This window comes from Erythrobacter oryzae (assembly GCF_030271515.1).
In the GTDB taxonomy this organism is placed as follows: Bacteria; Pseudomonadota; Alphaproteobacteria; order Sphingomonadales; family Sphingomonadaceae; genus Erythrobacter; species Erythrobacter oryzae.
Map to the genome: position 1 here is coordinate 153,805 of NZ_JASCXI010000003.1, position 23,330 is coordinate 177,134.

Annotated in this window: 21 protein-coding genes; 12 read left to right on the forward strand and 9 right to left on the reverse strand. The window is 68.6% G+C overall.

The genetic code is table 11. The annotated features are described in order from the left end of the window. The first annotated feature begins 23 nt into the window (after window positions 1–23). From ribA to PFX90_RS09560, 3 genes are all read left to right on the forward strand, one after another. Entirely contained in the window at window positions 24–1,052 is a 1,029-nt protein-coding gene (gene ribA / locus PFX90_RS09550; RefSeq protein WP_285712202.1) for a GTP cyclohydrolase II, read from the forward strand. Beyond that, window positions 1,049–1,555 carry a GNAT family N-acetyltransferase gene (locus tag PFX90_RS09555; protein WP_285712203.1) on the forward strand — a complete coding sequence of 169 codons (507 nt, stop codon included), beginning with the start codon at window positions 1,049–1,051 and terminating at the stop codon, window positions 1,553–1,555. Before ribA ends, PFX90_RS09555 begins: the two co-directional genes overlap by 4 nt. 353 nt (window positions 1,556–1,908) lie before the next feature. After that, window positions 1,909–2,631: a tetratricopeptide repeat protein gene (locus tag PFX90_RS09560; RefSeq protein WP_285712204.1), complete on the forward strand. Its 723-nt coding sequence runs from the start codon at window positions 1,909–1,911 to the stop codon at window positions 2,629–2,631. A 21-nt stretch (window positions 2,632–2,652) separates the two neighbouring features. On the opposite strand, the gene PFX90_RS09565 is transcribed toward PFX90_RS09560, so the two are convergent. Beyond that, a complete protein-coding gene (locus tag PFX90_RS09565) occupies window positions 2,653–3,615 on the reverse strand; it encodes a right-handed parallel beta-helix repeat-containing protein (RefSeq protein WP_285712205.1) in 963 nt (320 codons plus the stop codon). A gap of 158 nt (window positions 3,616–3,773) precedes the next feature. Between PFX90_RS09565 and PFX90_RS09570 the strand changes: the two genes are divergently transcribed. The 6 genes from PFX90_RS09570 (at window position 3,774) to PFX90_RS09595 (ending at window position 8,940) form a co-directional block, all read left to right on the forward strand. Continuing rightward, a complete protein-coding gene (locus PFX90_RS09570) occupies window positions 3,774–4,067 on the forward strand; it encodes a hypothetical protein (RefSeq protein WP_285712206.1) in 294 nt (97 codons plus the stop codon). Between the two features lie 13 nt (window positions 4,068–4,080). Beyond that, window positions 4,081–4,302: a hypothetical protein gene (locus PFX90_RS09575; RefSeq protein WP_285712207.1), complete on the forward strand. Its 222-nt coding sequence runs from the start codon at window positions 4,081–4,083 to the stop codon at window positions 4,300–4,302. A 36-nt stretch (window positions 4,303–4,338) separates the two neighbouring features. Beyond that, window positions 4,339–5,541: an acyl-CoA dehydrogenase family protein gene (locus tag PFX90_RS09580; RefSeq protein ID WP_285712208.1), complete on the forward strand. Its 1,203-nt coding sequence runs from the start codon at window positions 4,339–4,341 to the stop codon at window positions 5,539–5,541. A gap of 98 nt (window positions 5,542–5,639) precedes the next feature. Then, window positions 5,640–6,872, forward strand: a complete 1,233-nt coding sequence (locus PFX90_RS09585; protein ID WP_285712209.1) for a CoA transferase — start codon at window positions 5,640–5,642, stop codon at window positions 6,870–6,872. Continuing rightward, complete coding sequence (locus PFX90_RS09590; protein WP_285712210.1) at window positions 6,869–8,095, forward strand: acetyl-CoA C-acetyltransferase; 1,227 nt, start codon at window positions 6,869–6,871, stop codon at window positions 8,093–8,095. The genes PFX90_RS09585 and PFX90_RS09590 overlap by 4 nt, the downstream gene beginning before the upstream one ends. Then, entirely contained in the window at window positions 8,092–8,940 is an 849-nt protein-coding gene (locus PFX90_RS09595; RefSeq protein ID WP_285712211.1) for an HTD2 family dehydratase, read from the forward strand. Before PFX90_RS09590 ends, PFX90_RS09595 begins: the two co-directional genes overlap by 4 nt. Window positions 8,941–9,047: 107 nt before the next feature. Here PFX90_RS09595 and ppk2 read toward each other — a convergent pair whose 3' ends face one another. Then, window positions 9,048–9,821, reverse strand: a complete 774-nt coding sequence (gene ppk2 / locus PFX90_RS09600) for a polyphosphate kinase 2 (protein ID WP_285712212.1) — start codon at window positions 9,819–9,821, stop codon at window positions 9,048–9,050. A 67-nt stretch (window positions 9,822–9,888) separates the two neighbouring features. Here ppk2 and phhA point away from each other — a divergent pair, with 67 nt between their 5' ends. Further along, complete coding sequence (phhA, locus tag PFX90_RS09605) at window positions 9,889–10,827, forward strand: phenylalanine 4-monooxygenase (protein ID WP_285712213.1); 939 nt, start codon at window positions 9,889–9,891, stop codon at window positions 10,825–10,827. Here the strand turns inward: phhA and PFX90_RS09610 are convergent. The 4 genes from PFX90_RS09610 to PFX90_RS09625 all read right to left on the reverse strand — a co-directional run bounded on the left by PFX90_RS09610 (window position 10,824) and on the right by PFX90_RS09625 (window position 16,345). Further along, a complete protein-coding gene (locus PFX90_RS09610; RefSeq protein ID WP_285712214.1) occupies window positions 10,824–11,084 on the reverse strand; it encodes a hypothetical protein in 261 nt (86 codons plus the stop codon). The genes phhA and PFX90_RS09610 overlap by 4 nt on opposite strands. A 98-nt stretch (window positions 11,085–11,182) precedes the next feature. Next, window positions 11,183–11,986 (reverse strand): undecaprenyl-diphosphate phosphatase, encoded by an 804-nt coding sequence (locus PFX90_RS09615; RefSeq protein ID WP_285712215.1) that lies wholly within the window; start codon window positions 11,984–11,986, stop codon window positions 11,183–11,185. A gap of 235 nt (window positions 11,987–12,221) precedes the next feature. After that, on the reverse strand, window positions 12,222–14,384 hold the full coding sequence (locus PFX90_RS09620) for a M13 family metallopeptidase (RefSeq protein WP_285712216.1): 2,163 nt from the start codon (window positions 14,382–14,384) through the stop codon (window positions 12,222–12,224). Window positions 14,385–14,491: 107 nt separating this feature from the next. Then, window positions 14,492–16,345, reverse strand: coding sequence for an ABC transporter transmembrane domain-containing protein (locus PFX90_RS09625; RefSeq protein ID WP_285712217.1), 1,854 nt, complete (start codon window positions 16,343–16,345; stop codon window positions 14,492–14,494). Between the two features lie 181 nt (window positions 16,346–16,526). Here PFX90_RS09625 and PFX90_RS09630 point away from each other — a divergent pair, with 181 nt between their 5' ends. Both PFX90_RS09630 and PFX90_RS09635 read left to right on the forward strand, forming a co-directional pair. Next, window positions 16,527–17,765, forward strand: coding sequence for a polyhydroxyalkanoate depolymerase (locus PFX90_RS09630; RefSeq protein ID WP_285712218.1), 1,239 nt, complete (start codon window positions 16,527–16,529; stop codon window positions 17,763–17,765). 101 nt (window positions 17,766–17,866) lie between these two features. Beyond that, a complete protein-coding gene (locus tag PFX90_RS09635; RefSeq protein WP_285712219.1) occupies window positions 17,867–19,576 on the forward strand; it encodes a serine hydrolase in 1,710 nt (569 codons plus the stop codon). Here PFX90_RS09635 and PFX90_RS09640 read toward each other — a convergent pair. The 3 genes from PFX90_RS09640 to ung all read right to left on the reverse strand — a co-directional run bounded on the left by PFX90_RS09640 (window position 19,573) and on the right by ung (window position 23,261). Beyond that, on the reverse strand, window positions 19,573–21,621 hold the full coding sequence (locus PFX90_RS09640; RefSeq protein ID WP_285712220.1) for a GMC family oxidoreductase N-terminal domain-containing protein: 2,049 nt from the start codon (window positions 21,619–21,621) through the stop codon (window positions 19,573–19,575). The genes PFX90_RS09635 and PFX90_RS09640 overlap by 4 nt on opposite strands. A 171-nt stretch (window positions 21,622–21,792) precedes the next feature. Then, the gene (locus PFX90_RS09645; RefSeq protein WP_285712221.1) at window positions 21,793–22,578 is read right to left on the reverse strand and encodes an enoyl-CoA hydratase; all 786 of its coding nucleotides are present in this window, start codon (window positions 22,576–22,578) and stop codon (window positions 21,793–21,795) included. Beyond that, window positions 22,578–23,261 (reverse strand): uracil-DNA glycosylase, encoded by a 684-nt coding sequence (ung, locus tag PFX90_RS09650; RefSeq protein WP_285712222.1) that lies wholly within the window; start codon window positions 23,259–23,261, stop codon window positions 22,578–22,580. Before ung ends, PFX90_RS09645 begins: the two co-directional genes overlap by 1 nt. Between the last annotated feature and the right edge of the window lie 69 nt (window positions 23,262–23,330).

Here is a 23,330-nt window from a genome sequence, read left to right on the forward strand (position 1 = left end):
CTGAACGCCGCGCCGCACAGGCCGTGGACGCCCTGCGCCACGGCTGGCCGCTGGCGTTCGCTGGCGGGCCGGTTCTGCTCCCGGTAGAGACCGCCACCGCACCGGACGCCCGCGCGCCGCAAATGCTGATCTCCGCCGCGCGCGCCGCGACGCTGAAGCTCGCCAACCAGAAAGAGGCAGCCGTCCCCCACGCCCCCGTGCTGATCGCGGGCGGCGAGGATTTTACGATCCGCGACGCCCTTCCCATCGCCGACCCGGCACTGGACCTCGGCAACCCCCTCAAGGGCCCGTTCAAGGCGGTGAGCATCGACTGGCCCGAAACCGCCGCCGCAGCACTGGAACTGGCGCGGATCGCAGGCATCCTGCCCGCCTTCATGGTGGACGCCGAAGCCGCAGGTGAGGCGCTCCCCATCAGCCTCGAAGACCTCGCCGCCTATGCCGACGCGGGCGCGCTCAAGATCGTCACCCGCGCGCGCCTGCCGGTCTCCGCCTGCGAGGACGCCGAGATCGTCGCCTTCCGCTCCGCCGCCGACCTGCGCGAGCATGTCGCGCTCATCATCGGCAAGCAAAACGGCGACCGCCAGCCGCTCGTCCGCCTGCACTCCGAGTGCCTCACCGGCGACATCCTCGGCAGCCTCAAATGCGATTGCGGCCCGCAACTCGACGCCGCGCTCCACGCAATGGCGCACGAGGCGGCGGACAATGGCGGCTGGGGCGTGCTGCTCTACATGCGGCAGGAGGGGCGCGGGATCGGCCTCATCAACAAGCTGCGCGCCTATCGGTTGCAGGACCAGGGCTTCGATACGGTCGAGGCCAACCAGCGCCTTGGCCTCCCCGACGAAGCGCGCGATTTTCCCGTGGCGGCGCGGATGCTCGAACTGCTGGGCGCGGGCCGCATCCGCCTCCTCACCAACAACCCGGCGAAAGTCCGCGCGCTCGAGGCGGCGGGCATCACTGTGAGCGAGCGCGTCCCGCACCAGCTCCCCGAGAACCCCCACAACGCCCGCTATCTGGCAACCAAGCGCGACCGCTCGGGGCATCTCTTGACGTGAGCGCGATCACCATCCGCCCCGAACGCCCCGGCGACGAAGCCACCATCCACCGCCTCACCGAAGCCGCCTTCCGCGACATGCCTTTCAGCGAGGGCGACGAGCAGCACCTCGTCGACGCGCTGCGCCGCGACGGCGATCTCGCACTGTCGCTGGTGGCCGAGGACGCCGCGCGGATCGTCGGCCACATCGCCTTCTCGCGCGTCACGATCAGCGACGGCACGCCGGACTGGTACGATCTCGGCCCGGTCTCGGTATGGCCGGAACTGCACCGGCAGGGAATCGGCAGCGCGCTGATCCTCCACGGCATCGCGACCTTGCGTGAGCGCGGTGCGGCGGGGATCGTGCTGCTCGGCAGCCCGGTCTACTACGGCCGCTTCGGTTTCCGGCACGAGCCGCAGCTACGCTACCCCGGCCCGCCGCCCGAATATTTCCAGTGCCTCGTGCTGACGGGGGAGCTTCCCCACGGCGAGGTGACCTACGCCCCCGCCTTCCGCGCGCTTTAGAGCCTGTCCCGGTTAGGTGGAAGCGTTGTCATCGCGTCAGGAAGTCCGCTGGACAGGAGCGGCGTGCAGCAGGGGCTGGTTGCCCCTGCAAGTGCCGCGACGCAGCCAGCGGACTTCCTGACGCGACCCCGGAGGGGCGGGCCGCTTTTGGCCCACCACGCCGTCGCTTGTCGGTCACTATGCTTCGGCATGGCTCCCTCCGCGCTTCTTGTGCTGGGCCAAAATCGGCTCCGTGCCAATGCTTCCACCTAACCGGGACAGGCTCTAGCACCGCTGACCGCTGCTGCCGCAACCCCTTGCGCCAGCGCGGCTTTTGACCGACCATCGCGGCACTGCAACCGGGGAGACCCACGATGCGCGCGCTGATTCTCGCCCTGGCTGTCGTCCTCGGCACGGCCAACACCCTGCCGACGCTCGACGAGGAGATCGAAGCGCTCGTCACCGAGGGCAAGGTCGATGAGGCCTATGACCTCGCCCGCGCTGCGGCCAAGCGGGGCGATGCCGACGCGCAGGACTGGCTGGGCTGGTTCCACGAGACCGGCAAGGGCCGCAAGGTCGACCTCAAGAAGGCCGCCGAGCATTACCGCAAGGCCGCGGACGCGGGCGACAACCATGCCGCGTGGCGGCTCGGCGTGCTCATCGACAGCGGCAAGGTGCCGGGCCGCCTGGAGGACGCGGTCGCCCTGTTCCAGGCCGCGGCCGACCGCAATTTTCCCGCGGCCCACGTCAGCCTCGCGGTGATGCAGGCGACCGGGCGCGGCACGCCCAAGGACCACACCGCGGCGATGGCCAACTACCTCGCCGCCGCCAAGCTCGGCCATCCCCACGGCGTGCGCGGGGTGGGGATCATGTTCTACCTGGGCGAGGGCGTCACCAAGGATGTGGTGGAGGCCGCCGCGTGGTTCCTCGCCTCGGCCGCGATGGGCAACGAGGAGGCGGAGCAGAGCCTCCAATCGATCGCCGACGAGGTGCCCCCGGGCAACGGCCGCGCGATCGTCGAGCGCGCGAAGGCGATTGCGGCGGAACTGGGCGCCGAGGTGGATATCACCTTCGAGGAAGACCCGCCTGCCAGCTGACGGGGGGCGCGGGCCTAGGCTCTAGCGCGGCTCGTACTGCCTGATCCCGTCCGCGATGCGGTTGCCCTGCATCACCACGCGGCTCGCGGTCCAGTCGGCGAGGAAGGCGCTGGTGCGGGTGAGGCCGGGGACGAAGCGCGCCTCGTTGTTCTCGACCCTGAGGCCGTCCGATGGGTGCAGCAGCTCCTCGGCCCCCAGCGCGATGAAGGCGGAGAAATTCTCCTTGTCGCGGCCCTGGACGAACCAGTTGTCGGCGATCCGCCCGATGCTGCCGGCGGGCAGATCGATCATGTAGTTGGTGCCCGTGCCGTTCGCGTCGTCGAAGCTGTTGTCCTCGATCACCACCTGCGCCGCGCGGGCCTTGAGGTAGTGCCCGCCGGTGCCGCGCTCGAAGCGGCTCTCGCGCACGGTGAGCGAGGCGATGTTGCCGATGTAGATCGAATGCGCGCAGCCCGCATCGTTCTCGCAGGTGCCCAGCCCCGAGAAGGTCGAGCGCAGGATGTAAACGCGCATCGCAGGATCGGCGGCGGTGAGGATGCCCTGCTGGCTGTTCTCGAATCGCGCATAAGCAATGTTGAGGGCGCCTTTCTCGAGCCGGATGCCCGCCCCGTTGCCGTCGGGCACGCGGATGTCGGAGAAGGTGATCCCCCGGATTTCCGCGCCGATCCCGCGAAGCACGAAGGCCGCCTTGCCCTCGCAGGCGCGGCCCGTGAAGGTGACGCTGCCGGGCTGGAGCGCCTCGTAGACGATCACCCCGCCCTGCTGCACCGCGCATTGGCGGTAAGTGCCAGGCGCAATGCGGATCGTGCCGCGGCCCTCCCCGATGGCATCGACCGCTTCCTGCAAGGTGGCGAAGCGCTTGCCGCTCTCGGCCACGGTGAAGGCACCGGGCGCGGGCTGCGCGGTCAATGCGGCGGCGGGCAGCAGGGCCGCGGCGGCGAGGACAAGTGCGGGCAGGCGCGCGCGGAGCGGGTGGGCGATCATCGGCGTGATACTACCACCCGCACCCCCTCCCGCCATCGCCCGCACACGGCCTGTGCCCATTTGGCACTTGGCGGCAGGGGCAAGGCGTGGCTAAACCCCTCGCGCAATCGCGGCCGGGCCAGCCCCCGCACGCCGCGCGAGAGGAGAGAACCCGAGCCATGCGCAAGCTTTTGAGCCTTACCGTCCTGACCGCCGCCGCGCTGACCCTTGCGGCATGCGGCAGCGCCGACGATGCCTCGTCCGAGGCGAGCGCCGACACGGTCGAGATGCCCGCCGACAGCGCGCTGGAGCCGGTCACCGACGCGCCGGTCGCCGACCCTTCCGCCACAGCCACCGACGCGCCCGAGCCGGTCGTGCCCGAAGCAGGCGCGACGGCCGCGGGCGATGCCGCCGCGGCGGTCGCCGACAAGGCGCTCGAGGCCGCGGGCAAGGGCGAAGACGCGCCGCGCTAAGGCCCCGCCCGCCATGCCCCGCCTTTCCGTGCTCGCCCTCGCCCTCGCGCTTGCCGCCTGCGGCAGCGAGGAGGTGCGCGAGGCCGGGCCCATCAGCCCGGGCGAGGCCAAGACGCTCGACGAGGCCGCCGAGATGCTCGACCAGCGCCGCCTCCCGGCCGAGGCCCTCCCCACCGATGCGCCCACCGCTCCGCCTGCCGAAATGACAGGCGACGACGCCGAGGCCCGCCGTTAGGCGGGCGAGGCGCCCCCTCACAAGGATGCCGACACCATGAACGCCCCCGCCAACCTCTCCGCCCCGGCCAACACCGGCATGGACGAGGAAACCTTCGAACAGTTCGCCGAGCAGCTCGCCCGCTATGTCCGCGAGCGCCTGATCCCGGCCGAGGCGCAGGTGATCGCCGAAGACCGCATCCCCGAGGCGATCATCAACGAGATGCGCGAGATGGGGCTGTTTGGCCTCTCGGTGCCGGAGGAATATGGCGGCGCGGGGCTCAACATGACGCAATATGCCCGCGTCGTGAACATCATGGCCTATGCCGCACCTGCCTACCGCTCGATCTTCTCGATCAATGTCGGGATGTTCGCGAGTGCGCTGAAGAACGGCGCCACGGAAGCCCAGAAGGCCGAATGGTATCCGAAGATCGCGGAAGGCCGGATCGCCTGCTTCGGCCTCACGGAACCTGGATCGGGCAGCGATTCTGCTGCGATGGCCACCACCGCCACGCCCGACCCGGACGGCAATGGCTGGATATTGAACGGCACCAAGCGCTACATCACCAACGCCCCCCACGCCGATGTCGCGCTGATCATGGCGCGCACCAGCAAGGAGGCGCTGCCCAAGAACGCGCATGTCAGCGCTTTCTTGGTGCCGATGGACTCGCCCGGCGTCTCGCGCGGGAGCCCGGACAAGAAGATGGGCCAGTCGGGCTCGCACATCTCCGACATCATGCTCGACGATGTGCGCGTACCGGGCGAGGCGCTGCTTGGCGGCGAGACCGGCAAGGGCTTCGTCTTCGCGATGAAGAGCCTCGACAACGGCCGCATCAGCGTCGGCGCGGCGGCGACCGGCTATGCCCGGCGCGCGCTCGATTCCGCGCTGCGCTACGCCAACGAGCGCAAGGCCTTTGGCGAGCCGATCGCCAACTTCCAGCTGATCCAGCAGATGCTCGCCGACAGCGAGATCGAGATCTATGCCGCCGAAGCGATGATGAAGGACGTCACCGCCCGCGCCGACCGGGGCGAGAACATTCTGGTGAAGGCCGCCGCCTTCAAGGTCTTCGCCTCGGAGATGTGCGGCCGCGTGGTCGACCGCGTGGTGCAGATCTATGGCGGCGCGGGCTACCTCGCCGAATACGACGCCGAACGCTTCTTCCGCGATGCGCGCATCTACCGCATCTACGAAGGCACGACGCAGATCCTCCAGCTCCAGATCGCCAAGCATATGCTGCGCGAGTGGAAAGAGCATAACTAAGGGAGCGCAGCGCCCACCCTGCTGCGACTAGCCAGCAAGCTGGCAAGTCTCGCCCCCCTCCCGCTTGCGGGAGGGGTAGGGGGTGGGCCCGGGACGACATGTATAATCTGCTTTCCGACCTCTCCATCGTCGAAGTCTCGAGCTTCGTCGCCTCGCCCACCGCCGGGCTCTATTGCGCGCAGCTGGGGGCGGAGGTGATCCGCGTCGACCACAAGGCGGGCGGGCTCGATTACAACCGCTATATGTTGACCCGCGAGGGACGCTCGCTGAGCTGGGAGAACCTCAACCGCGCCAAGAAATCGGTCGCGCTCGACCTGCAATCGCCTGAAGGCCGCGAGCTGCTGGTAGAGCTGGCGGGCGCGGTGGGCCAATGCATCACCAACCTGCCCGAGCAGTCCTTCCTCAGCCACGCGGCCATGGCCGCCAAACGCGCGGACATGATCTCGCTCAGGGTCATGGGCTGGCACGACGGGCGGCAGGCGATGGATTTCACCGTCAACGCGGCTGCCGGCTACCCGCTGATGTGCGGGCCGGAGGAGTGGGACCCGGCAACCGCCCCGCCGGTAAACCAGGTGCTCCCCGCGTGGGATTTCATCACCGGAGCCTACGGTGCCTTCGCCATGCTCGCCGCCCTGCGCCACCGTGACCGGACGGGCGAGGGCAGCGAGGTGCGCTTGCCGCTCGGCGACGTTGCCATCGGCACCATGGCCAATGCCGGTTTGCTCGCCGAGGTGCTCTACCGCGGCGGTGACCGCGAGCGGCTCGGCAATGCGATCTGGGGCGCGTTCGGGCGCGACTTCCGCAGCCGCGATGGGGTCAGGTTCATGGTCGCAGCTCTCACGCCCAAGCAGTGGGGCGGGCTGGTGAAGGCCTTCGGGGTCGAGGCGGGGATCGCCGCTTTGGAGACGCAGCATGGCGTGCGCTTCGCCGATGGGGACACCCCGCGCTTCCAGCATCGCGCGGCGCTGTTCGCGCTGTTTCAGCAGGCGGCGGACGGCATGGATTACGCGAGCCTCGAAGCCCGCATGGCCGCCGAGACCTGCACCTTCGAGCGCTATCGCACCGCCTACGAAGCGGCGAACGACCCGGTGCTGGTAGCGGGCAATCCCCTCTTTGGCCCCGCCCCCGTCAACCCCTCCGGCTTCGACTATCCCGCTACCCGCAGCTTCGCGAACCTGCCGGGCCGCGCGGCGGGCGACCCCGCGCCTGCGCCCTTCCTCGGCGAGCACTCCGAGGAGGTGCTGGCGGACAAACTCGGCCTTTCCTCGGGCGCGATCGGGAAGCTGGTCGATGCGGGGACTGTGGCTCTTTCGGACAAGGACAAGACATGACCAGACGCGCCGCCATCGTTTCACCCCTGCGCACCCCGGTGGGCAAGTTCCTCGGAGGGCTTGCCAGCCTCAATGCCGGACAGCTCGGCGCGGTGATCCTCAAGGCGCTGATCGAACGCTCGGGGATCGACCCGGCGCGGGTCGACGACGTGGTCTTCTCGCAGGGCTACGGCAATGGCGAGGCGCCTGCCATCGGCCACTGGAGCTGGCTTGCGGCGGGGCTGCCGATCGAAGTCCCCGGCTTCCAGCTCGACCGGCGCTGCGGTTCGGGCGTGCAGGCGGTGGCGACGGCGGCGATGATGGTCGAGACGGGCATGGCCGACGTGGTGGTCGCGGGCGGCGTGGAGTCCATGTCCAACGTCGAACACTACACCCTCGCCGCGCGCGGGGGCGTGCGGATGGGTGACATGGTGCTGCACGACCGCCTCAGCCGCGGGCGGGTGATGAGCCAGCCGGTCGAGCGCTTCGGGGTCATCACCGGCATGATCGAAACCGCCGAAAACCTCGCCAAGGATTACGGCATCACCCGCGAGGAAGCCGACGCCTTCGCCGTCCGCTCGCACCAGAACGCCGCGCGCGCATGGGCCGAGGGCAAGTTTGCCGAGCAGCTCGTCCCCGTCACCATCCCGAGCCGCAAGGGCGATCCGGTGGTCTTCGACCATGACGAGGGGTACCGGACGGACGCCAGCATGGAAACGCTCGGCAAGCTCGCCCCCATCGACTTGCGCCGCGACCCCGAGGCCATCGTCACCGCGGGCAATGCCAGCCAGCAGAACGATGCGGCGGCGGCGTGCCTGGTGGTGGCCGAGGACAAGCTCGAGGAACTGGGCCTCACCCCGATGCTGTGGTTCGGCGGCTGGGCGGCTGCGGGGTGCGATCCTTCGCGCATGGGCATCGGCCCGGTGCCGGCGGTGGAGCGATTGTTCGCACGGCGCGGATATTCGTGGGACGATATCGGGCTGGTGGAACTCAACGAGGCCTTTGCCCCGCAGGTGCTCGCCGTGCTCAAGGGCTGGGGCTGGTCGGCGGATGACAGCCGCCGCGAGATCCTCAACGTCAATGGCTCCGGCATCAGTCTCGGCCACCCCATCGGCGCCACCGGGGGCCGCATCCTCGCCGACATGGCGCACGAGATGCACCGGCGCGGGGTGCGCTACGGGCTCGAGACCATGTGCATCGGCGGCGGTCAGGGCATCGCGGCGGTGTTCGAGCGGGCGGCATGACGTTCGAGGCGTGGATCGGGCGCGAGGCGCGCGCGGGTGACCGGCTCGACGAGGGGCTGGCGACACGCTGGCTCGCCACCTTCGATCTCGCCAAGCCCCATCCGCCAATCATGCCGCAGGGCATCCACTTCGCGCTCTGCACCCCCGAGGCGCCTACCGCGAGCCTCGGCGAGGATGGCCACCCCGCGCGCGATGACAGCGCGGACAGCTTCCTCCCGCCCTTCCCGATGCCGCGCCGGATGTGGGCGTCGAGCAAGATCGCCTTCCACGCGCCCATCGCCATCGGAGCGGTGATCGAGCGCGTCAGCCGCGTCGCTTCGGTCAGCGAGAAGGAGGGCGGATCGGGCCGCCTCGCCTTCGTCGATGTCGAGCATGTGACCAAGGCCAACGGCACCATCGCGGTGATCGAGACCCAGACGCTGGTCTACCGCGAGGCTGCCGCGCCCGATGCGCCGCTCTCCCCGCCAGCGCCGGGGGACGGCCGCTTCGATCCCGCTGGCTGGGACGCCCACCGTGTGCTGACCCCCGACGCGCGCCTCCTGTTCCGTTATTCCGCGCTGACCTTCAACACGCACCGCATCCACTATGACGCGCCCTATGCGTGCGAGGTGGAGCGCTATCGCGGCCTTGTGGTCCACGGCCCGCTGACCGCGAGCCTGCTCCTGCAGCTGGCGGCACGCGAGCTGGGCGAGAACCGCCTGCGCAGCTTCGCCTTCCGCGGCCTCTCCCCCGCCATCGCGGGCGAGCCGCTGCATCTGGTGATGCGCGCCAAGGACGAGGGCTATGAGTTGGCGGCCTATGCGGGCGACGGGCGGCAGGTGACCCAGGCGAGCGCGGGCGTCTGATTTCCCCTCCCGCATGCGGGAGGGGTCAGGGGTGGGAGCGAGCGTAGCGAGCCCTTGCACGTGCCCACCCCCAGCCCCTCCCGCAAGCGGGAGGGGAGAAGGCAGGCTCACCCCTCCCAATCGGGAATCGGCTTCAGCACCTTGTACTTCTCCTTCGCGGGCTTCCGGCCCAGATCGGGGAAGTCGATCGCCTCGGGTTCCTCGTGCGTGTCGGGCACGCGCGAGAGCAGATCGCGAACCAGCGTCAGCCGGCCGCGGCGCTGGTCGTTAAAGTCGACGATGGTCCACGGCGCATGGTCTGAATGGGTCGCCTTCAGCATCGCCTCGCGCGCCCTGGTGTAGTCGTCGTATTTCTCGCGCGCGGCGAGATCGATGGGGGAGAGCTTCCAGCGCTTCAGCGGATCCTCCAGCCGTTCGCGCAGGCGCTCTTCCTGCTTGTCCTGATCGGCGGCGAGCCAGTATTTGAACAGCAGGATGCCGTCGTCGACCAGCAGCTTTTCGAAGGCGGGGACGGCCTTCAGGAACGCCTCGACCTGCTCGGGCGAGGCATATCCCATTACCTTCTCGACGCCCGCGCGGTTGTACCAGCTGCGGTCGAACAGCACGATTTCGCCCGCGGTGGGCAGGTGGGCGACGTAGCGCTGGAAATACCACTGGCCGAGTTCCGCCTCGGTTGGCTTGCCGAGTGCCACGGTGCGGCACTGGCGCGGGTTGAGCGCGTGACGCACCGCGCCGATCGCGCCGCCCTTGCCCGCGGTGTCGCGGCCCTCGAACAGCACCACCACGCGCGCGCCGCTCGCCTTGACCCAGCGCGCCATGCTCACCAGTTCGAGCGTCAGCGGCTCGAGCGCCACCTCGTAATCCTTGCGCTTCATCCCCATCCGCATCCCCTCCGTTTGTCCTGCGCCTGTTTGTGCTCAGGGGACGAAAGTAGTATCACCTGAAACCATGGCGACTCTCGCAGACCCCCGGCCCGATTTTGCCACCCTGCCAGACATGGCGGCCGATGTCTTTACCGCGCCCCTCGCGCGGCCCGCACACGTGGGAGAGGACTGGCTCGAGCCCGCGCAGACTGCCTACACCGCCGAGGATCACGCGGTGTGGGACGATCTCTTCGCGCGCCAGATGGAGGTGCTGCCGGGCCGGGCGTGCAGCGCTTTCATGGCGGGGCTCGACAAGCTCGATCTCGGACGAGGGGGCATTCCGGAATTCGGCAAGCTGTCGGAGGAACTGGGCGCACTCACCGGATGGAGCGTCGTTCCGGTGCCGATGCTGATCCCCGATCACGTGTTCTTCTGGCACCTCGCCAACCGGCGCTTCCCCGCGGGCAACTTCATCCGCACACGCGAGACCTTCGATTACATCGAGGAGCCTGACGTCTTCCACGACGTGTTCGGCCACGTGCCGATGCTGACCGATCCGGTCTATGCCGACTACATGCAGGAATATGGCCGCGCCGGGTGGAAGGCGATGCGCTACAACCGGCTGAAGGCGCTGGGCGCGCTCTACTGGTACACGGTCGAATTCGGGCTGATCGAGGAGGCGGGCGCGGTCCGGGCCTATGGCGCGGGCATCCTCTCGGGGCCGACCGAGGCGCGCTTCGCGGTCGAGGCGCAGAGCCCCAACCGCATCATGCTCAATGTCGACCGGGTGATGCGCACCGATTATGTCATCAGCGACCTGCAACCGACCTATTTCGTGATCGAAAGCTTCGCCGATCTCTACCGCCAGACGGTCGAGCGCGATTTCGACCGGCTCTATCGCAGCCTGCCGGCGGGGTTCACCTATGCGAACTCAGCGGTGATCGATGTCGACAATGTGCTGCACCGGGGAACGCAGGAATACCACCTGCGCGGCGGGCGCGGGAGCGGGGCGGTGCCGGTTTAAACCTTCACCCGCTTGCGCGTGAAAATCGCGTGATAGAGCACCAGCGCGGCCCCGCTCGCCGCCAAGGCCACTCCGAGGCTCAGAAACGAGAGGCTGCCGATCATGGTGCCGTCATTGGCGATCTCGCCCGCCACCACCGACACGACCATCCCCAAGGCGACCTGACGCAGGATGCTGCCCGGCGCCTCGGTCCGCGCGAGGATCGAGGCCAGCCAGCCCAGAGTTGCCCCCAACACGATCAGCACCAGCAACGCCATTGTGATTCAAGTCTCCGAGAGGTGGTCCGGCGCGCGTTGATCGCCTGCCGGTTCGACTCCCTAACCAGCGGCACGCCCGACGGTTCCAGAAAAGTGCTCTATCCGAGCGTGAGCCAAGCGAGGCCCGCCGCGCCGAGCACGATGCGGTACCAGGCGAAAGGCGCAAAGCCGATCTTCGTGACCACCGCGACGAACAGCTTCACCACCACCAGCGCGGTGACGAAGCCGACTGCCGAGCCGATGCCGATCAGCTGGAGATCGTCGCCGGTCAGCCCGCTCCCGTGCTTGTAGAGCTGGTAGACGGTCGCCCCCGACAGGGTCGGCACGGCGAGGAAGAAGCTGAATTCGGCCGCCGTCTTGCGGTCCACTCCGAAGGCCATCGCGCCAAGGATCGTCGCGCCCGAGCGGCTGACGCCGGGGATCATCGCAAGGCACTGGACGATCCCGATCAGGATCGCAGTGCGCAAGGGGACGCCCGCGACACCCGGGCCTTCCGCGGGCGGGTTGGCCCAGCGCTCGATCGCGAGGATCGCGATGCCGCCGATGATCAGCGACCAGCACACCAGCACCGCATTGCCGAGCATCGTCTCGATGATGTCGCCGAACGCAAGGCCGAGGATCACCGCCGGGAAGAACGCCACCAGCAGGTTGCGCACGAAGGCGAGCGCGCCTTTCTCGAAGCCGAACAGGCCCTTGGCCACATCCCAGAAGGTGCGCCAGTAGAGCACCACGATGGCGAGGATCGCGGCGGGCTGGATGGCGATGTTGAACACCTCCCACTCGGACTGGTCGAAGCCCAGGAACTCGGTGGCGAGGATGAGGTGCCCGGTCGAGGAGACGGGCAGAAATTCGGTCAGCCCCTCGAGGATGCCGAGCAGGATGGCGGCCAGAGTGTCGGTCATGGGCGCACCGCTTCGACGAGGGCGAGGGTCAAGTCAAACCAAAAGGCCCGCCCGATACTCCGGCGGGCCTATCGGGAGCACGCTGAACGGCCCGCCAACGGACGGGCCGCGAGCGCACGGCGCGAGCCGCAGGCGCCCGGAGCGTAGCGGAGGAACAGCGCCGAGGATGTGCCCGCGGAGGCGGGCACACAAACAAGGGGACCCGCGGCGATAACCGCGCGGGCCCTTCCCCAAATCACCAGATCCGCACGCGCTTTTCGGGCGGCAGGTACATCGCGTCGCCCGGCTTGACGCCGAAGGCCTCGTACCATTCGTCGAGCTGGCGCACGACGCCGTTGACGCGGTATTCCTCGGGGGCGTGGGGATCGGTGCGCAGGCGGTTGCGGTAGTTCTCCTCGCGCTGGGTCGAACGCCACACCTGCGCCCAGGCGAGGAAGAAGCGCTGGTCGCCGGTCAGGCCGTCGATCACCGGCACCTCCTTGCCCTTGGTCGCGAGCTTGTAGGCGCGGTAGGCCATCGACAGCCCGCCGACATCGCCGATGTTTTCGCCCAGCGTGAAGCGGCCGTTGACGCAGGTCTTGCCCTCGTCGAACGGGCAGAAGGCGTTGTATTGCGCGACCAGCGCATCGCCGAGCTTGTCGAAGGCCGCGCGGTCGGCGTCGGTCCACCAGTTGCGCAGCGCGCCCGTCGCGTCGGACTTGGAGCCCTGGTCGTCGAAGCCGTGGCCGATCTCGTGGCCGATCACCGCGCCGATCCCGCCGTAATTGACCGCGATATCGTTGGTGAGCGCGAAGAACGGCTGCTGGAGGATGCCCGCGGGGAAGACGATCTCGTTCTTCACCGAGTTGTAATAGGCGTTCACCGTCTGCGGCAGCATGCCCCATTCGGTCCGGTCGACCGGCGCGCCGAGCTTGGCGACGTTGTCGGCGCGCGCCCATTCGGCCGCCGCCATGCGGTTGGCGATCGGGTCGCCCGCGGTGATCGCGAGGCCCTCGTAGGTCTCGAGGTTGGGGCGGTAGCCGATCTTGGGATCGAAGCTCGCCAGCTTGGCGTGGGCTTCCTTCTTGGTTTCGGGGCTCATCCAGGTGATCTCGTCGATCGACTGGCCGAGTGCGGTGCGCAGGTTCGCCACCAGCTCGTCCATCGCCGCCTTGCTCTGGGGCGGGAAGTAGCGCGCGACATATTCCTTGCCGACCAGCTCGCCGATCAGGCCCTCGGTCTCGGCGATGGCGCGCTTCCAGCGGGGGCGCTGCTCGGGGGTGCCCTGGATGGTCTTGCTGTAGAATTCGAAGCGCGCATCATCGAAGCGCTTGGGGAGGACGGGCGCGTTGGCCGAGAGGAACTCCTTGGCCATCCAAGCCTGCAAGGTGGCAGGCGACGTCTCGCCGAGCAGCGCCAGCATGCCGGGCAGGCCAGTGCCGATCTTGGAGAGGGTCGCGGCATCGAGCTTCTGCGCGGCGATCTCCTCGGGCGTCGGCGGCATCAGGCTGACGAGGAAGCCCGGGCTCTTCTCGATCCCGATCTGCTTCAGCATTGCGGCGACCGGCACCTTGCCGCTGATCGCGGCGAGATCATCTGCCGAGAGCAGGTTGTAGGTGAGATCGCGGTTGCGACGCACGGTGCGGTCCCAGGCGACCTCGCGGGCGATGGTCTCCTCGAAGGCATAGACCGATTCCGCCGCGGCGGCCGGGTCCTTGTAGCCCGCCTCGCCCAGCAGGAAGGCGAGATAGGCCTTGTACTTGGCCTGGATCGCGCGGCCCTTTTCGGTGGTGTCGAGGTAGTAGTCGCGGTCGGGCAGGCCGAGTCCGCCGAAGCCGACGCTGGCGATCTGGCGGTCGGGCTGCTTGGCGTCGATGCTCACGAAGGCGCTGACGGGGCTGGCATAGCCGGGCGTGGCCCACAGCTCGGCGAGCTTCTCGAGCGAAGTCGCGCCGTAGATGCGGGTGAGATAGGGGTAGGTCGGGACCAGCCCCTTGGCCTCGATAGCTTCGGTGTCGAGGAAGGTCTGGTAGGTATCGAGGATCCGCTTCTGGTCGGCCGAAAGGCTGGCGGGGTCCTTGCCGGCGAATTCGTCGACCAGCGCCTTGACGTCGGCGGTGCTCTTCTCGCCCAACAACACGAAGGCGCCGATGCGGCTGAATTCGGGCGGGAGCGGGTTGGCGTCGATCCACTTCTTGTTGGCATAGGCGTTGAAGTCGTCGCCCGGCTTGATGTCGGTGGCGAGGTAGGCGGGGTCGTAACCCCATTCGCCGAAGCTGATGGTGGGCAGCTTGGAGCCGGTCGCTTCGGTGCTCTGGAGCGTTTCGGTGGCGTCATCGTGGACGTGGTCATCCGCGAGCGCGGGGGCGGCAAGCGCGAGCAGGCTCGCGCCGATGAGGGCGGCGGTCTTGTGGATCATGTGAAACTCGTCCCTGAGTGTTGGCGACTGGTGTCGGCTGACGGTCAAACTAACGCGGAGACCGGCAAAGGGTTGCGCTTTGTCCGGCGCGTTCGGCTCTTCGTCGATTAGGCAGCGTCGGCGGCGAATTGCAGCCGCGCGAGCCGCGCATAGAGCCCGCCCGCCTTGGTCAGCGCCTCGTGCGTGCCCTGCTCGACGATCCGGCCCTCGTCGAGCACCACGATCCGGTCGGCCGCGCGCACCGTCGCGAGGCGGTGGGCGATCACCAGGGTGGTGCGGTTCTGCATCAGGCCTTCCAAAGCCTGCTGGACGAGCTGCTCGCTCTCGGCGTCCAGAGCGCTGGTCGCTTCATCCAGCAGCAGGATCGGCGCATCGCGCAGCAGCGCGCGGGCGATGGCGACGCGTTGCTGCTGCCCGCCCGAAAGCTGGGTGCCACCCTCGCCCAGATGCGTGTCGAGGCCCTGGGGGAGCGCGCGCAGGAAGCTTTCGGCGTTGGCCGCGCGGGCAGCCTGCCAGATGTCCTCGTCGGTGGCGTCCCACTTGCCGTAGCGCAGGTTGTCGCGCGCATTGGCGCTGAACAGCACGCCGACCTGCGGGACGAGCGCGATCCTCGCGCGGATCTCGGCGGGGTCGGCGCTGGCCAGCGGCACGCCGTCGATGCGGATCGTGCCGCCTTGCGGATCGTAGAACCGCTCGACCAGCTGGAAGATCGTCGACTTGCCCGCGCCCGAGGGGCCGACGATGGCGACGGTCTCGCCCGGTTCGATCTCGAGGGTGAAGTCACGGAGCGCCGCCGCCTCGGGGCGCGCGGGGTAGCGGAAGGTGACATTGCGGAAGGAGAGGCTGCCGCGCGCAGGCTCCGGCAGACGCTCGGGCCGGGCGGGGGGCGCGATCTCGGGCTTGGCCTCGAGCAGCTCCGCCAGCCGGCTCGCCGCCCCCGCGCCGCGCAGGAGGTCGCCATAAACTTCGGTGAGCGCGCCCAGCGCGCCCGCGACCAGTCCGCCGGTCAGCACGAAGGCAGCAATGGTGCCGCCGCTGATCTCGCCCGCCGCCACGGCGAGGGCGCCGCGCCACATCACCATCACCACCCCGCCGAAGACGAGCATGATCACCACGGTCGTCATCGCCGCGCGCAGCAGGATGCGGCGCTTGGCAGTCTCGAAGGTGCCTTCGACGACATCGGCAAAGCGCTGGTTCTCGCGCCGCTCCTGTCCGAAGCTCTGGACGATCTTCATCGCCGAGAGCACCTCGGTGACATAGGCGCCGACGTCGGCGATGCGGTCCTGGCTCGAGCGCGAGACCGCGCGGATCTTGCGCCCGAAGAACACGATGGGAAGGATGATGAGTGGAATGCCGATCAGCAGGCCCAGCGTCAGCTGCGGGGCGAGGTAGACGAGGAATCCGATCCCGCCGATCCCCGTCAGGGTGTTGCGCAGCGCGACCGAGACGGTGGTGCCCACGACGTTCTCGATCACCGCCGTGTCCGAGGTCATCCGGCTCGAGATTTCCTTGGGGCTGTTCACCTCGTAGAAGCCCGGCGAGAGGCGCAGGAGGTTCTCCTGCACCTTCAACCGGATATCGGCCACCACCCGCTCGCCGATCCAGCTCACGAAATAGAACCGCATCGCCGTGCCGAGGCCGAGGATCGCGACGATCATCAGCAGATACTGGAAGGCATGGCCGATCTGCACCGGGTCCGCGCCGCCGGTGAAGGCCTTGTCGATGATGACCTTGAAGCGATAGGGGATCGCCAGCGTCGCTGCCGAGGTAATCACCAGCGCGATCAGCGCGAGGGTGATTTCGCGCGGGTATTGCAGCGCGGTGCCGAACACCATCCGCAAGGGCGCAAGGCTGCGCGACTTCGGCGCAGGTTCGGCAGGTGCCGAGAGCACCGCCGGCGCCGCCTCTGCGAGATCGTCCGGGGACGCGGTTGCGGTGTCTTGGGGAAGATCGGCGTGCATGGTCGCAAGCCTCTAGACCCGCCCGCGCCCAATTTCACGTGCAAAAAGCGAGGCCGCCTTTGTTCGGCCCCGATTGCCCCCTATGCAATTGTGCATTGCACAATAGCGCGCGAAGGCGCATCTTCGCGCGTCAAGGCGTCACGGGATAAGGCGCCGAACCGTTCGTCGCCTAAGGAAACCGATGCTTTATCATGCCTATGAGCTCCAGCGCAGCTGGATGAACAGCGCCAGCGCGCTCGCCTCGATCAGCGCCGGAATGCTCAACAACCCCGCCAATCCCTTCGGCTACACCGGCCTCGGCCCGATGGTCGCCAATGCGCTTGACGTCTTCGCCCACGCGACCGCGCATTACGGCAAGCCCGAATTCGGCATCGACAGCGTCGACATCGACGGCAAGGCTCATGCCGTCACCGAAAGCGTGGTGATGAAGCGCCCCTTCGGCGACCTGCTGCGCTTCCGCGTCGAGGGCACGCCCGCCGACCGCCCGCGCCTGCTGATCGTCGCGCCGATGAGCGGCCACTACGCCACGCTGCTGCGCGGCACGGTCGAGCGGATGCTGGAATCCGCCGAGGTCTACATCACCGACTGGGCCGACGCGCGGATGGTGCCGCAATCGGCGGGCAAGTTCGATCTCGACGATTATATCGACTACCTGATGGACTTCGCCGAGCACGTCCACGGCGAGGCGGACGGCCAGCGCATCCACATGATGGCGGTGTGCCAGCCGAGCGTCCCCGCCTTCGCCGCGACCGCGCTGATGAACCTCCACAATTCGCCCGCCACCCCTGCCACGCTCACCATGATGGGCGGCCCGATCGACACCCGCGAGTGCCCGACGGTCGTCAACAACATGGCGATGCAGCGCCCGATCGCGTGGTTCCGCCAGAGCGTGATCGCCACCGTGCCGCTCAAATACCCGGGCGCGGGGCGGCGGGTCTATCCGGGCTTCATGCAGCTCTCGGCCTTCATGTCCATGAACCTCTCGAGCCACATGATGAGCCACTACGAGATGTTCAAACACCTCACCGTCGGCGACGAGGCCTCCGCGCAGGCGACCAAGGATTTCTACGACGAATACCGCTCGGTCTGCGACATGACTGCCGAGTTCTACCTCCAGACCGTGGAAGAGGTGTTCCAGAAGCACTCGATCCCCAAGGGCGAATTCCGCCACAAGGGTGAGCTGGTCGACATCACGCAGATCACCGACACCGCGCTCCTCGCCATCGAGGGCGAGCGCGACGATATCTCCGGCCTCGGCCAGACCAAGGCGGCATTGAAGCTGACGCCGAACCTCGCCGACGAGAAGAAGCGCTACTACATGGCCGAGGGCGCCGGGCATTACGGCATCTTCAACGGCTCGCGCTGGCGGACGAAGGTTGCCCCGGTGGTCGAGGAATGGATCGCCGCACACGCGGGCTGAGGCGCAGCGCAAGGCGCGCGACGGCTTGACAGGTGTCTTAGACAGTCAATACACTCCGGCCCGCAACCGGGAGAGAGTGTGACATGCGCAATCTGGCACGAATGACGGGACACGCTCTGGCGGCGGTGGCCCTACTGGCGGCATCCTTGCCCGCGGCGGCCGAAAGCGCCGCGCCTGCGGCCCCCGCGGCGACCCCCGCGAAGGAAGACCTGCGCAAGCTCGCCGATGCGGTGCTGGCCGAAAGCTATGCGGCCGACGGCCCGGGCGCGGCGGTCGTCGTCATGCAGGGCGGCAAGATCGTCTACACCGGCGCGCGCGGGATGGCCGACATCGCGGGCGGCAAGCCGATCACGCCCGACACCGTGTTCCGCCTCGGCTCGATCACCAAGCAGTTCGCTGCCGCCGTGATCGTCCAGCTGGCGCAGGAGGGCAAGCTCTCGCTCGACGATCCGCTCTCGAAGTTCCTGCCCGTTTACCCCCAGCCGGGCGCCTCGGCCACCGTGCGCCAGCTGCTCCAGCACACCAGCGGCATCCAGTCCTACACCGAAATGCCCGGGGTGATGAACCCGGTCAGCACCGCCATCCCGCGCACCACCGAAACGCTGGTCGCCCTCTTCAAGGACGCGCCTGCCGTGAGCAAGCCGGGCGAAGTCTGGGCTTACAACAATTCGGGCTACGTCCTGATCGGCGCCATCATCGAGAAGGTTACGGGCAAGGCGTGGCACGAGGCATTGGAGGAGCGCATCACCCGCCCGCTCGGCCTCGCCTCGATCCGTGACGGCGTGGCGGGCGAGGCCGCCAATCCGGCGATGGCGCAGGGCTATACCGGCGAGGCGACCGCCGCGGCGGCGAAATCGCAATATATCCACATGAGCGCGCCGGGCGCGGCAGGCTCGCTGATCGGGACGGTCGGCGATCTGGCGAAGTGGGCGCAGGCGCTGCACCACGGCAAGGTGGTCGACGCGGCGCATTACGCGATGATGATCGCGCCGACCCAGCTGCCCGCAGGCGAAACCGCGCCCTATGGCCTCGGCCTCGGCCTCAACCCGCTGCGCGGCCATGCAGCGGTGGGTCACAGCGGGGGCATTTTCGGCTTCGAGACCGACAGCATCTACCTGCCCGAGGCCGACGTCTTCGTCGCGGTCTTCGCCAACAGCGACGAGCCGCGCACCGGCGCGGGCGTGGTGATGCGCCGCATCGCCGCCGCCGCGATCGGCGATCCCTACCCCGCCTTCACCCGCACCGCGCCCGATCTCGCCGCACTCGAGCCGTTCTTCGGCGTCTATCCCGTCACCGGCGGCGGCGAGCGGCGGTTCTATGCCAAGGACGGCAAGCTCTACAGCCAGCGTTCGGGCAGCCGCGCGCTCGAGGTGTTCGCGGGCGGCGACAACCGCTTCTTCTATGGCCCCTCCACCCTCAGCTGGTTCGCGCTCCGCCGCGATGCCGACGGCACGCCGGTGATGGACTTCGCCCCCAATGGCGAGACCCCGCTCCAGACGGCGAAGCGCGCAGGCCCGATCCCGCCCGAAGCGGCAGCGGTCGCCGTGCCGCGCGAAGTGCTCGAGCGTTATGCCGGAAGCTATGCGCTGGGGCCCTTCACGCTCACCATCGCCTTCACCGCCGACGGCACCGGACTCACCGGCCAGCTGACCGGCCAGCCGCCGATCCCGCTGATCCCGACCGGCGAGGGCGAGTTCAAGGCCGATGGTGTCGAGGCGCGCCTGATCTTCGAGGGCAGCGAGGGCCCCGCGACGGCGGTGACGCTCGACCAGGGCGGGATGAAGCAGCGCGCCCCGCGCAAGGGCGACTAGCCGAACACCCGCCTGCCGTGCGTCACGCGGTCGGCCATCGCCATCGTCGTCAGCTGCGCGTTGACGCGGATGCAGCTCGGCATCACGCTTGCGTCGCACACCAGCACGTTTGCGGTGCCGTGGACGCGCTGGTCGAGATCGACCACGCCCTTGGCCGGATCGGCGTTGATCGCGTTGCCGCCATGCGGGTGGCTCGATGACAGGACGACATCGTCGGGCTCGCGGATCGCCTGCTCGAAGAAGGCATCGATCTCGGCGTGGGTCATGCCCGCATGGAGCGTCTGCCCCTTGAGCAGCGCGGGATAGACCTCCAGCGCGCCCCCTGCGAAATGCACCTTCGACAGCAGCGCCAGCGCGCGGCGCAGCACCGCAAGGTCGGCCTCCTTCAGCTTGAAGTCGAGCTTGCCGCCCTTGATCTCGCCGCGCCGGTCCGCCGGGAACAGCGCGCCTGCCGATGCGAGGCGGTTGTAGTTCAGCATCCGCCGGAAATGCTCGTCGAACCAGCCCGGCACCAGCGAGGACATGCTCATCGGCGGCTGGAAATGGCTCTCGATCAGGAAGTCGCCGCGGTCGATGAAGGTCGCCATCTGGTCCTCGTCCCAGGCGATGACGTCGCCCGGCATGAGCGCGGGGACCGGGCAGGCGATGTTGAGCGAGATGTTCTTGCCCGTCCCGCGGATGCCGCTCGCCGAGAGGATGTTGGTCGAGGCGATGGTGCCCGCCGCGACCACCACGCCCTTGGTCACGCGGATCACCTTGCTGCGGTAGTCGGGCAGCACGACCTTGACCGAGCTTGCCACCCGGCGCCCCTCGCCGTCGCGCGGGCCCCAGCCGATCTCGGCCACCTCGGCCTCGGCGAGGATGCGCGCGGGCCGCGCGGCGGTGACTGCGCGGTGGAGGAAGCTCTCGGGCATGGCGCGCTTGCGGCCATAGGGGCAGCCGGTGTTGCAGTAGCCGCAGGAGATGCAGGCGTTGGGCTCGGTCTTGGAGCCCCAGTTCTTGCGGAACCACCCGGCGATGGCGCGCTGGTCGAGCGGTTCGGTGGAGCCCGCCTTGTAGGCATCCCACCCCGCCAGCAGCCGCGTCCCGTTGTTGCGCCCGAGCCGCCGGTCGATCTCGTGGACGCCGAGCACCGTCTCGACCCGCTCATAGGCGTGTTCGAGTGCGTCCTCGGCAATCGGCGCGCCGAGCCCGGCCCAGGTGGCGAGGACGTCGTTGGCGTCAGGGTGCGTCTCGCCCTCGGCTGCGAGGCGCAGACAAATGCCGTTGTTGATGACCGTGGAGCCGCCCACGGTGCGCCCCTGAAAGACGATGATGTCGCGATCCCGCGTAGTCTGGATCGCGCCGTCCTTGAACAGGCTCGATGACATCCACTTCTCGTGCGTGGTGATCTGCGAGCTCGGGAGATAGGGCCCCGCCTCCACCACCAGCACTTCATATCCCTGCGCCGCGAGGTTCGCCGCCGCGACTGCCCCGCCCGCGCCCGAGCCGATCACCACCACCTCGACCTCGTCGGGGATGGCATCGGGGTGGACGAAGGCGGAGGCCGGAAGGTCATTGCCGGTGAACTCGGCAATCGCCGGATCGTCAGGCGTGCCCGCGCGGGTGCGGTGGCAGGGCAGGGTATAGCCGATCGCGTCCAGCACCGGATTGTCGCGGTTGGCGTCCTCTTCGGCCTGCTGATCGGGGTTCGGGCCGGGCGCGGGGAGCCAGTGGCCGTAATAGCCCGCGTAGACGATGCCGCGGATGCGGGCCATGTCCTGGAACAGGTCGACGCGGCTATTCTTGAGCCGCCGCTGGACGCGCCACACCCGGAAGCTGCGCGGCGCGAAGTGCCAGACCGGCCCGCCCAGCACCACCCAGGCGGCGAAGACCGAAAGCCCGGTGTTGAACGGTGTCTTGCCGCGAATATTGCCGAACATCGTCTGCAGATTGTCGACCACCTGCTGCGGCGTGATCGCCATCTGCGACGGCTCGACCAGCATGGTCTCGGCGAGCCTGCGCCAGATCGAGGCGATGAACGGATTGAACGGCTTTTCCTGCATGATGCGATCCCCCTGTTGCCGTCCCCTGCTACCCCGTTGGAACGGCGGAGAATTGTATGCCTGCGCCGGGTTGCGGCGGCAATGGGGGGAAAGGCGGAGGGAGAAGGCGGACGTCCGTTTGGGGAGCCAGCCCCCGATCACCACCTCGTCACCCTGGACTTGACACGGACGCTACCCCTGACCGCGCCCGCGTTCCTGCACGGCCATGCGGCGGGCTTCGACTTCTTCGGGGGCGACCGCGCTGTTGGCGGCTGACGAGCGCCGGGCTTCCATGGCCAGCCCTTCGCCGAAGCTCGCCGCATAGCCATCGTCAATCAGGCGCTTGTAGCCCGAGAGGAAGGCGGGATCGATGCTCGCCATGTCGGCGGCAAGCTTGCGGGCGAGGGGCAGCAATTCGTCAGGCGCCACCACGTGGTTGACGAGGCCCCAGCCCCGCGCCGTCTCGGCATCGAGAAAATTGCCGGTGAAGGCGAGTTCCTTGGCGCGGCTGATGCCGATCATGCGGGAGAGCTTCTGCGACAGCCCCCACCCCGGCACGATCCCGACCCGCGCATGGGTGTCGGCGAAGCGGGCGTTGGTGCTCGCCACCAGCACGTCGCAGGCGAGTGCGACTTCAAAACCGCCGGTGATCGCGACGCCATTTATGGCCCCGATCACCGGCTTGCGGCAGAGCTCGATGGCCTTGACCGGATTGTCGGCGGGATCGGTGGCATTGGCGCTGCCCAAGGCGCCTTCCTCGCTGCCCAGTTCCTTGAGGTCTAGCCCCGCGGTAAACGCCCGCTCGCCCGCGCCGGTGAGGATCACCGCGCACACATTCTCGTCGGCATCGACTGCGCGCATGACCTCGGCGAGGCGTTTGCGCAGAGCGCGGTTCAAGGCGTTCATCGCTTGCGGGCGGTTCAAGGTGACGGTCGCCACCGCGCCGTCCACTTCGCACAGGATCACATCGTCCGACACTACACCCTCCAATCGATCGTGCCGCGCCCGTGCTCCTCCAGAAAATCATTGGTCTGGCTGAAGGGGCGCGAGCCGAAGAAGCCGTTGTGCGCCGATAGCGGACTGGGGTGGGCCGAGGCGACTATCAGATGATGGGAATTGCGGGCGAGGGCGGGGACGCGGCTCGCCTTCTTCTTCGCGTGGCTGCCCCACAGGATGAACACGGTCGGCTCTTCCCGCGCTGCGACCGCCGCGACGCAGGCGTCGGTGATCGCGTCCCACCCACGCCCGGCATGACTGCCCGCTAGCCCCGCCTCCACCGTCAGCGTGTTGTTCAGCAGCAGCACGCCCTGCTTCGCCCACGGCGTCAAATCGCCGGTCTGCGGGCGCGGCAGGCCGAGGTCGCTCTCCAGCTCCTTGTAGATGTTGACGAGGCTCGGCGGCGGCCTGACCCCCGCCTGCACCGAAAACGCCAGCCCATGCGCCTGTCCCGGCCCGTGATAGGGATCCTGCCCGAGGATCACGCAGCGCACCTCTTCCAGCGGGGTCAGCGCCAGCGCGGCGAGGCGTGTCCCGCGCGGCGGATAGACCTGCTTGCCCGCCGCTTCCTCCGCCTTGAGCCACCCGCCCAGCTTGCGCGCCTCGGGGGTCGCGAGAACCGGCTCCAGCACGGGCCGCCAGCTTTCGGGGAGGGTCTCGGACATGGCCGGCACGCTAGGCCACCCGCGAACCCCGCGCTACTCGGCCCTTCCCCTCTTTCCCCAATGCGCGTA

Excerpts from the sequence above, each read along its gene's own strand:
- PFX90_RS09615 (WP_285712215.1), bottom strand. The coding sequence starts at position 11,986 with ATGACCGACACTCTGGCCGCCATCCTGCTCGGCATCCTCGAGGGGCTG.
- PFX90_RS09585 (WP_285712209.1), top strand. The coding sequence starts at position 5,640 with ATGTATAATCTGCTTTCCGACCTCTCCATCGTCGAAGTCTCGAGCTTC.
- PFX90_RS09590 (WP_285712210.1), top strand. The coding sequence starts at position 6,869 with ATGACCAGACGCGCCGCCATCGTTTCACCCCTGCGCACCCCGGTGGGC.
- PFX90_RS09575 (WP_285712207.1), top strand. The coding sequence starts at position 4,081 with ATGCCCCGCCTTTCCGTGCTCGCCCTCGCCCTCGCGCTTGCCGCCTGC.
- PFX90_RS09595 (WP_285712211.1), top strand. The coding sequence starts at position 8,092 with ATGACGTTCGAGGCGTGGATCGGGCGCGAGGCGCGCGCGGGTGACCGG.
- PFX90_RS09580 (WP_285712208.1), top strand. The coding sequence starts at position 4,339 with ATGAACGCCCCCGCCAACCTCTCCGCCCCGGCCAACACCGGCATGGAC.
- ung (WP_285712222.1), bottom strand. The coding sequence starts at position 23,261 with ATGTCCGAGACCCTCCCCGAAAGCTGGCGGCCCGTGCTGGAGCCGGTT.
- PFX90_RS09620 (WP_285712216.1), bottom strand. The coding sequence starts at position 14,384 with ATGATCCACAAGACCGCCGCCCTCATCGGCGCGAGCCTGCTCGCGCTT.
- PFX90_RS09570 (WP_285712206.1), top strand. The coding sequence starts at position 3,774 with ATGCGCAAGCTTTTGAGCCTTACCGTCCTGACCGCCGCCGCGCTGACC.
- phhA (WP_285712213.1), top strand. The coding sequence starts at position 9,889 with ATGGCGACTCTCGCAGACCCCCGGCCCGATTTTGCCACCCTGCCAGAC.
- PFX90_RS09635 (WP_285712219.1), top strand. The coding sequence starts at position 17,867 with ATGACGGGACACGCTCTGGCGGCGGTGGCCCTACTGGCGGCATCCTTG.
- PFX90_RS09610 (WP_285712214.1), bottom strand. The coding sequence starts at position 11,084 with ATGGCGTTGCTGGTGCTGATCGTGTTGGGGGCAACTCTGGGCTGGCTG.
- PFX90_RS09560 (WP_285712204.1), top strand. The coding sequence starts at position 1,909 with ATGCGCGCGCTGATTCTCGCCCTGGCTGTCGTCCTCGGCACGGCCAAC.
- PFX90_RS09630 (WP_285712218.1), top strand. The coding sequence starts at position 16,527 with ATGCTTTATCATGCCTATGAGCTCCAGCGCAGCTGGATGAACAGCGCC.
- PFX90_RS09565 (WP_285712205.1), bottom strand. The coding sequence starts at position 3,615 with ATGATCGCCCACCCGCTCCGCGCGCGCCTGCCCGCACTTGTCCTCGCC.
- PFX90_RS09640 (WP_285712220.1), bottom strand. The coding sequence starts at position 21,621 with ATGCAGGAAAAGCCGTTCAATCCGTTCATCGCCTCGATCTGGCGCAGG.
- ppk2 (WP_285712212.1), bottom strand. The coding sequence starts at position 9,821 with ATGGGGATGAAGCGCAAGGATTACGAGGTGGCGCTCGAGCCGCTGACG.
- PFX90_RS09625 (WP_285712217.1), bottom strand. The coding sequence starts at position 16,345 with ATGCACGCCGATCTTCCCCAAGACACCGCAACCGCGTCCCCGGACGAT.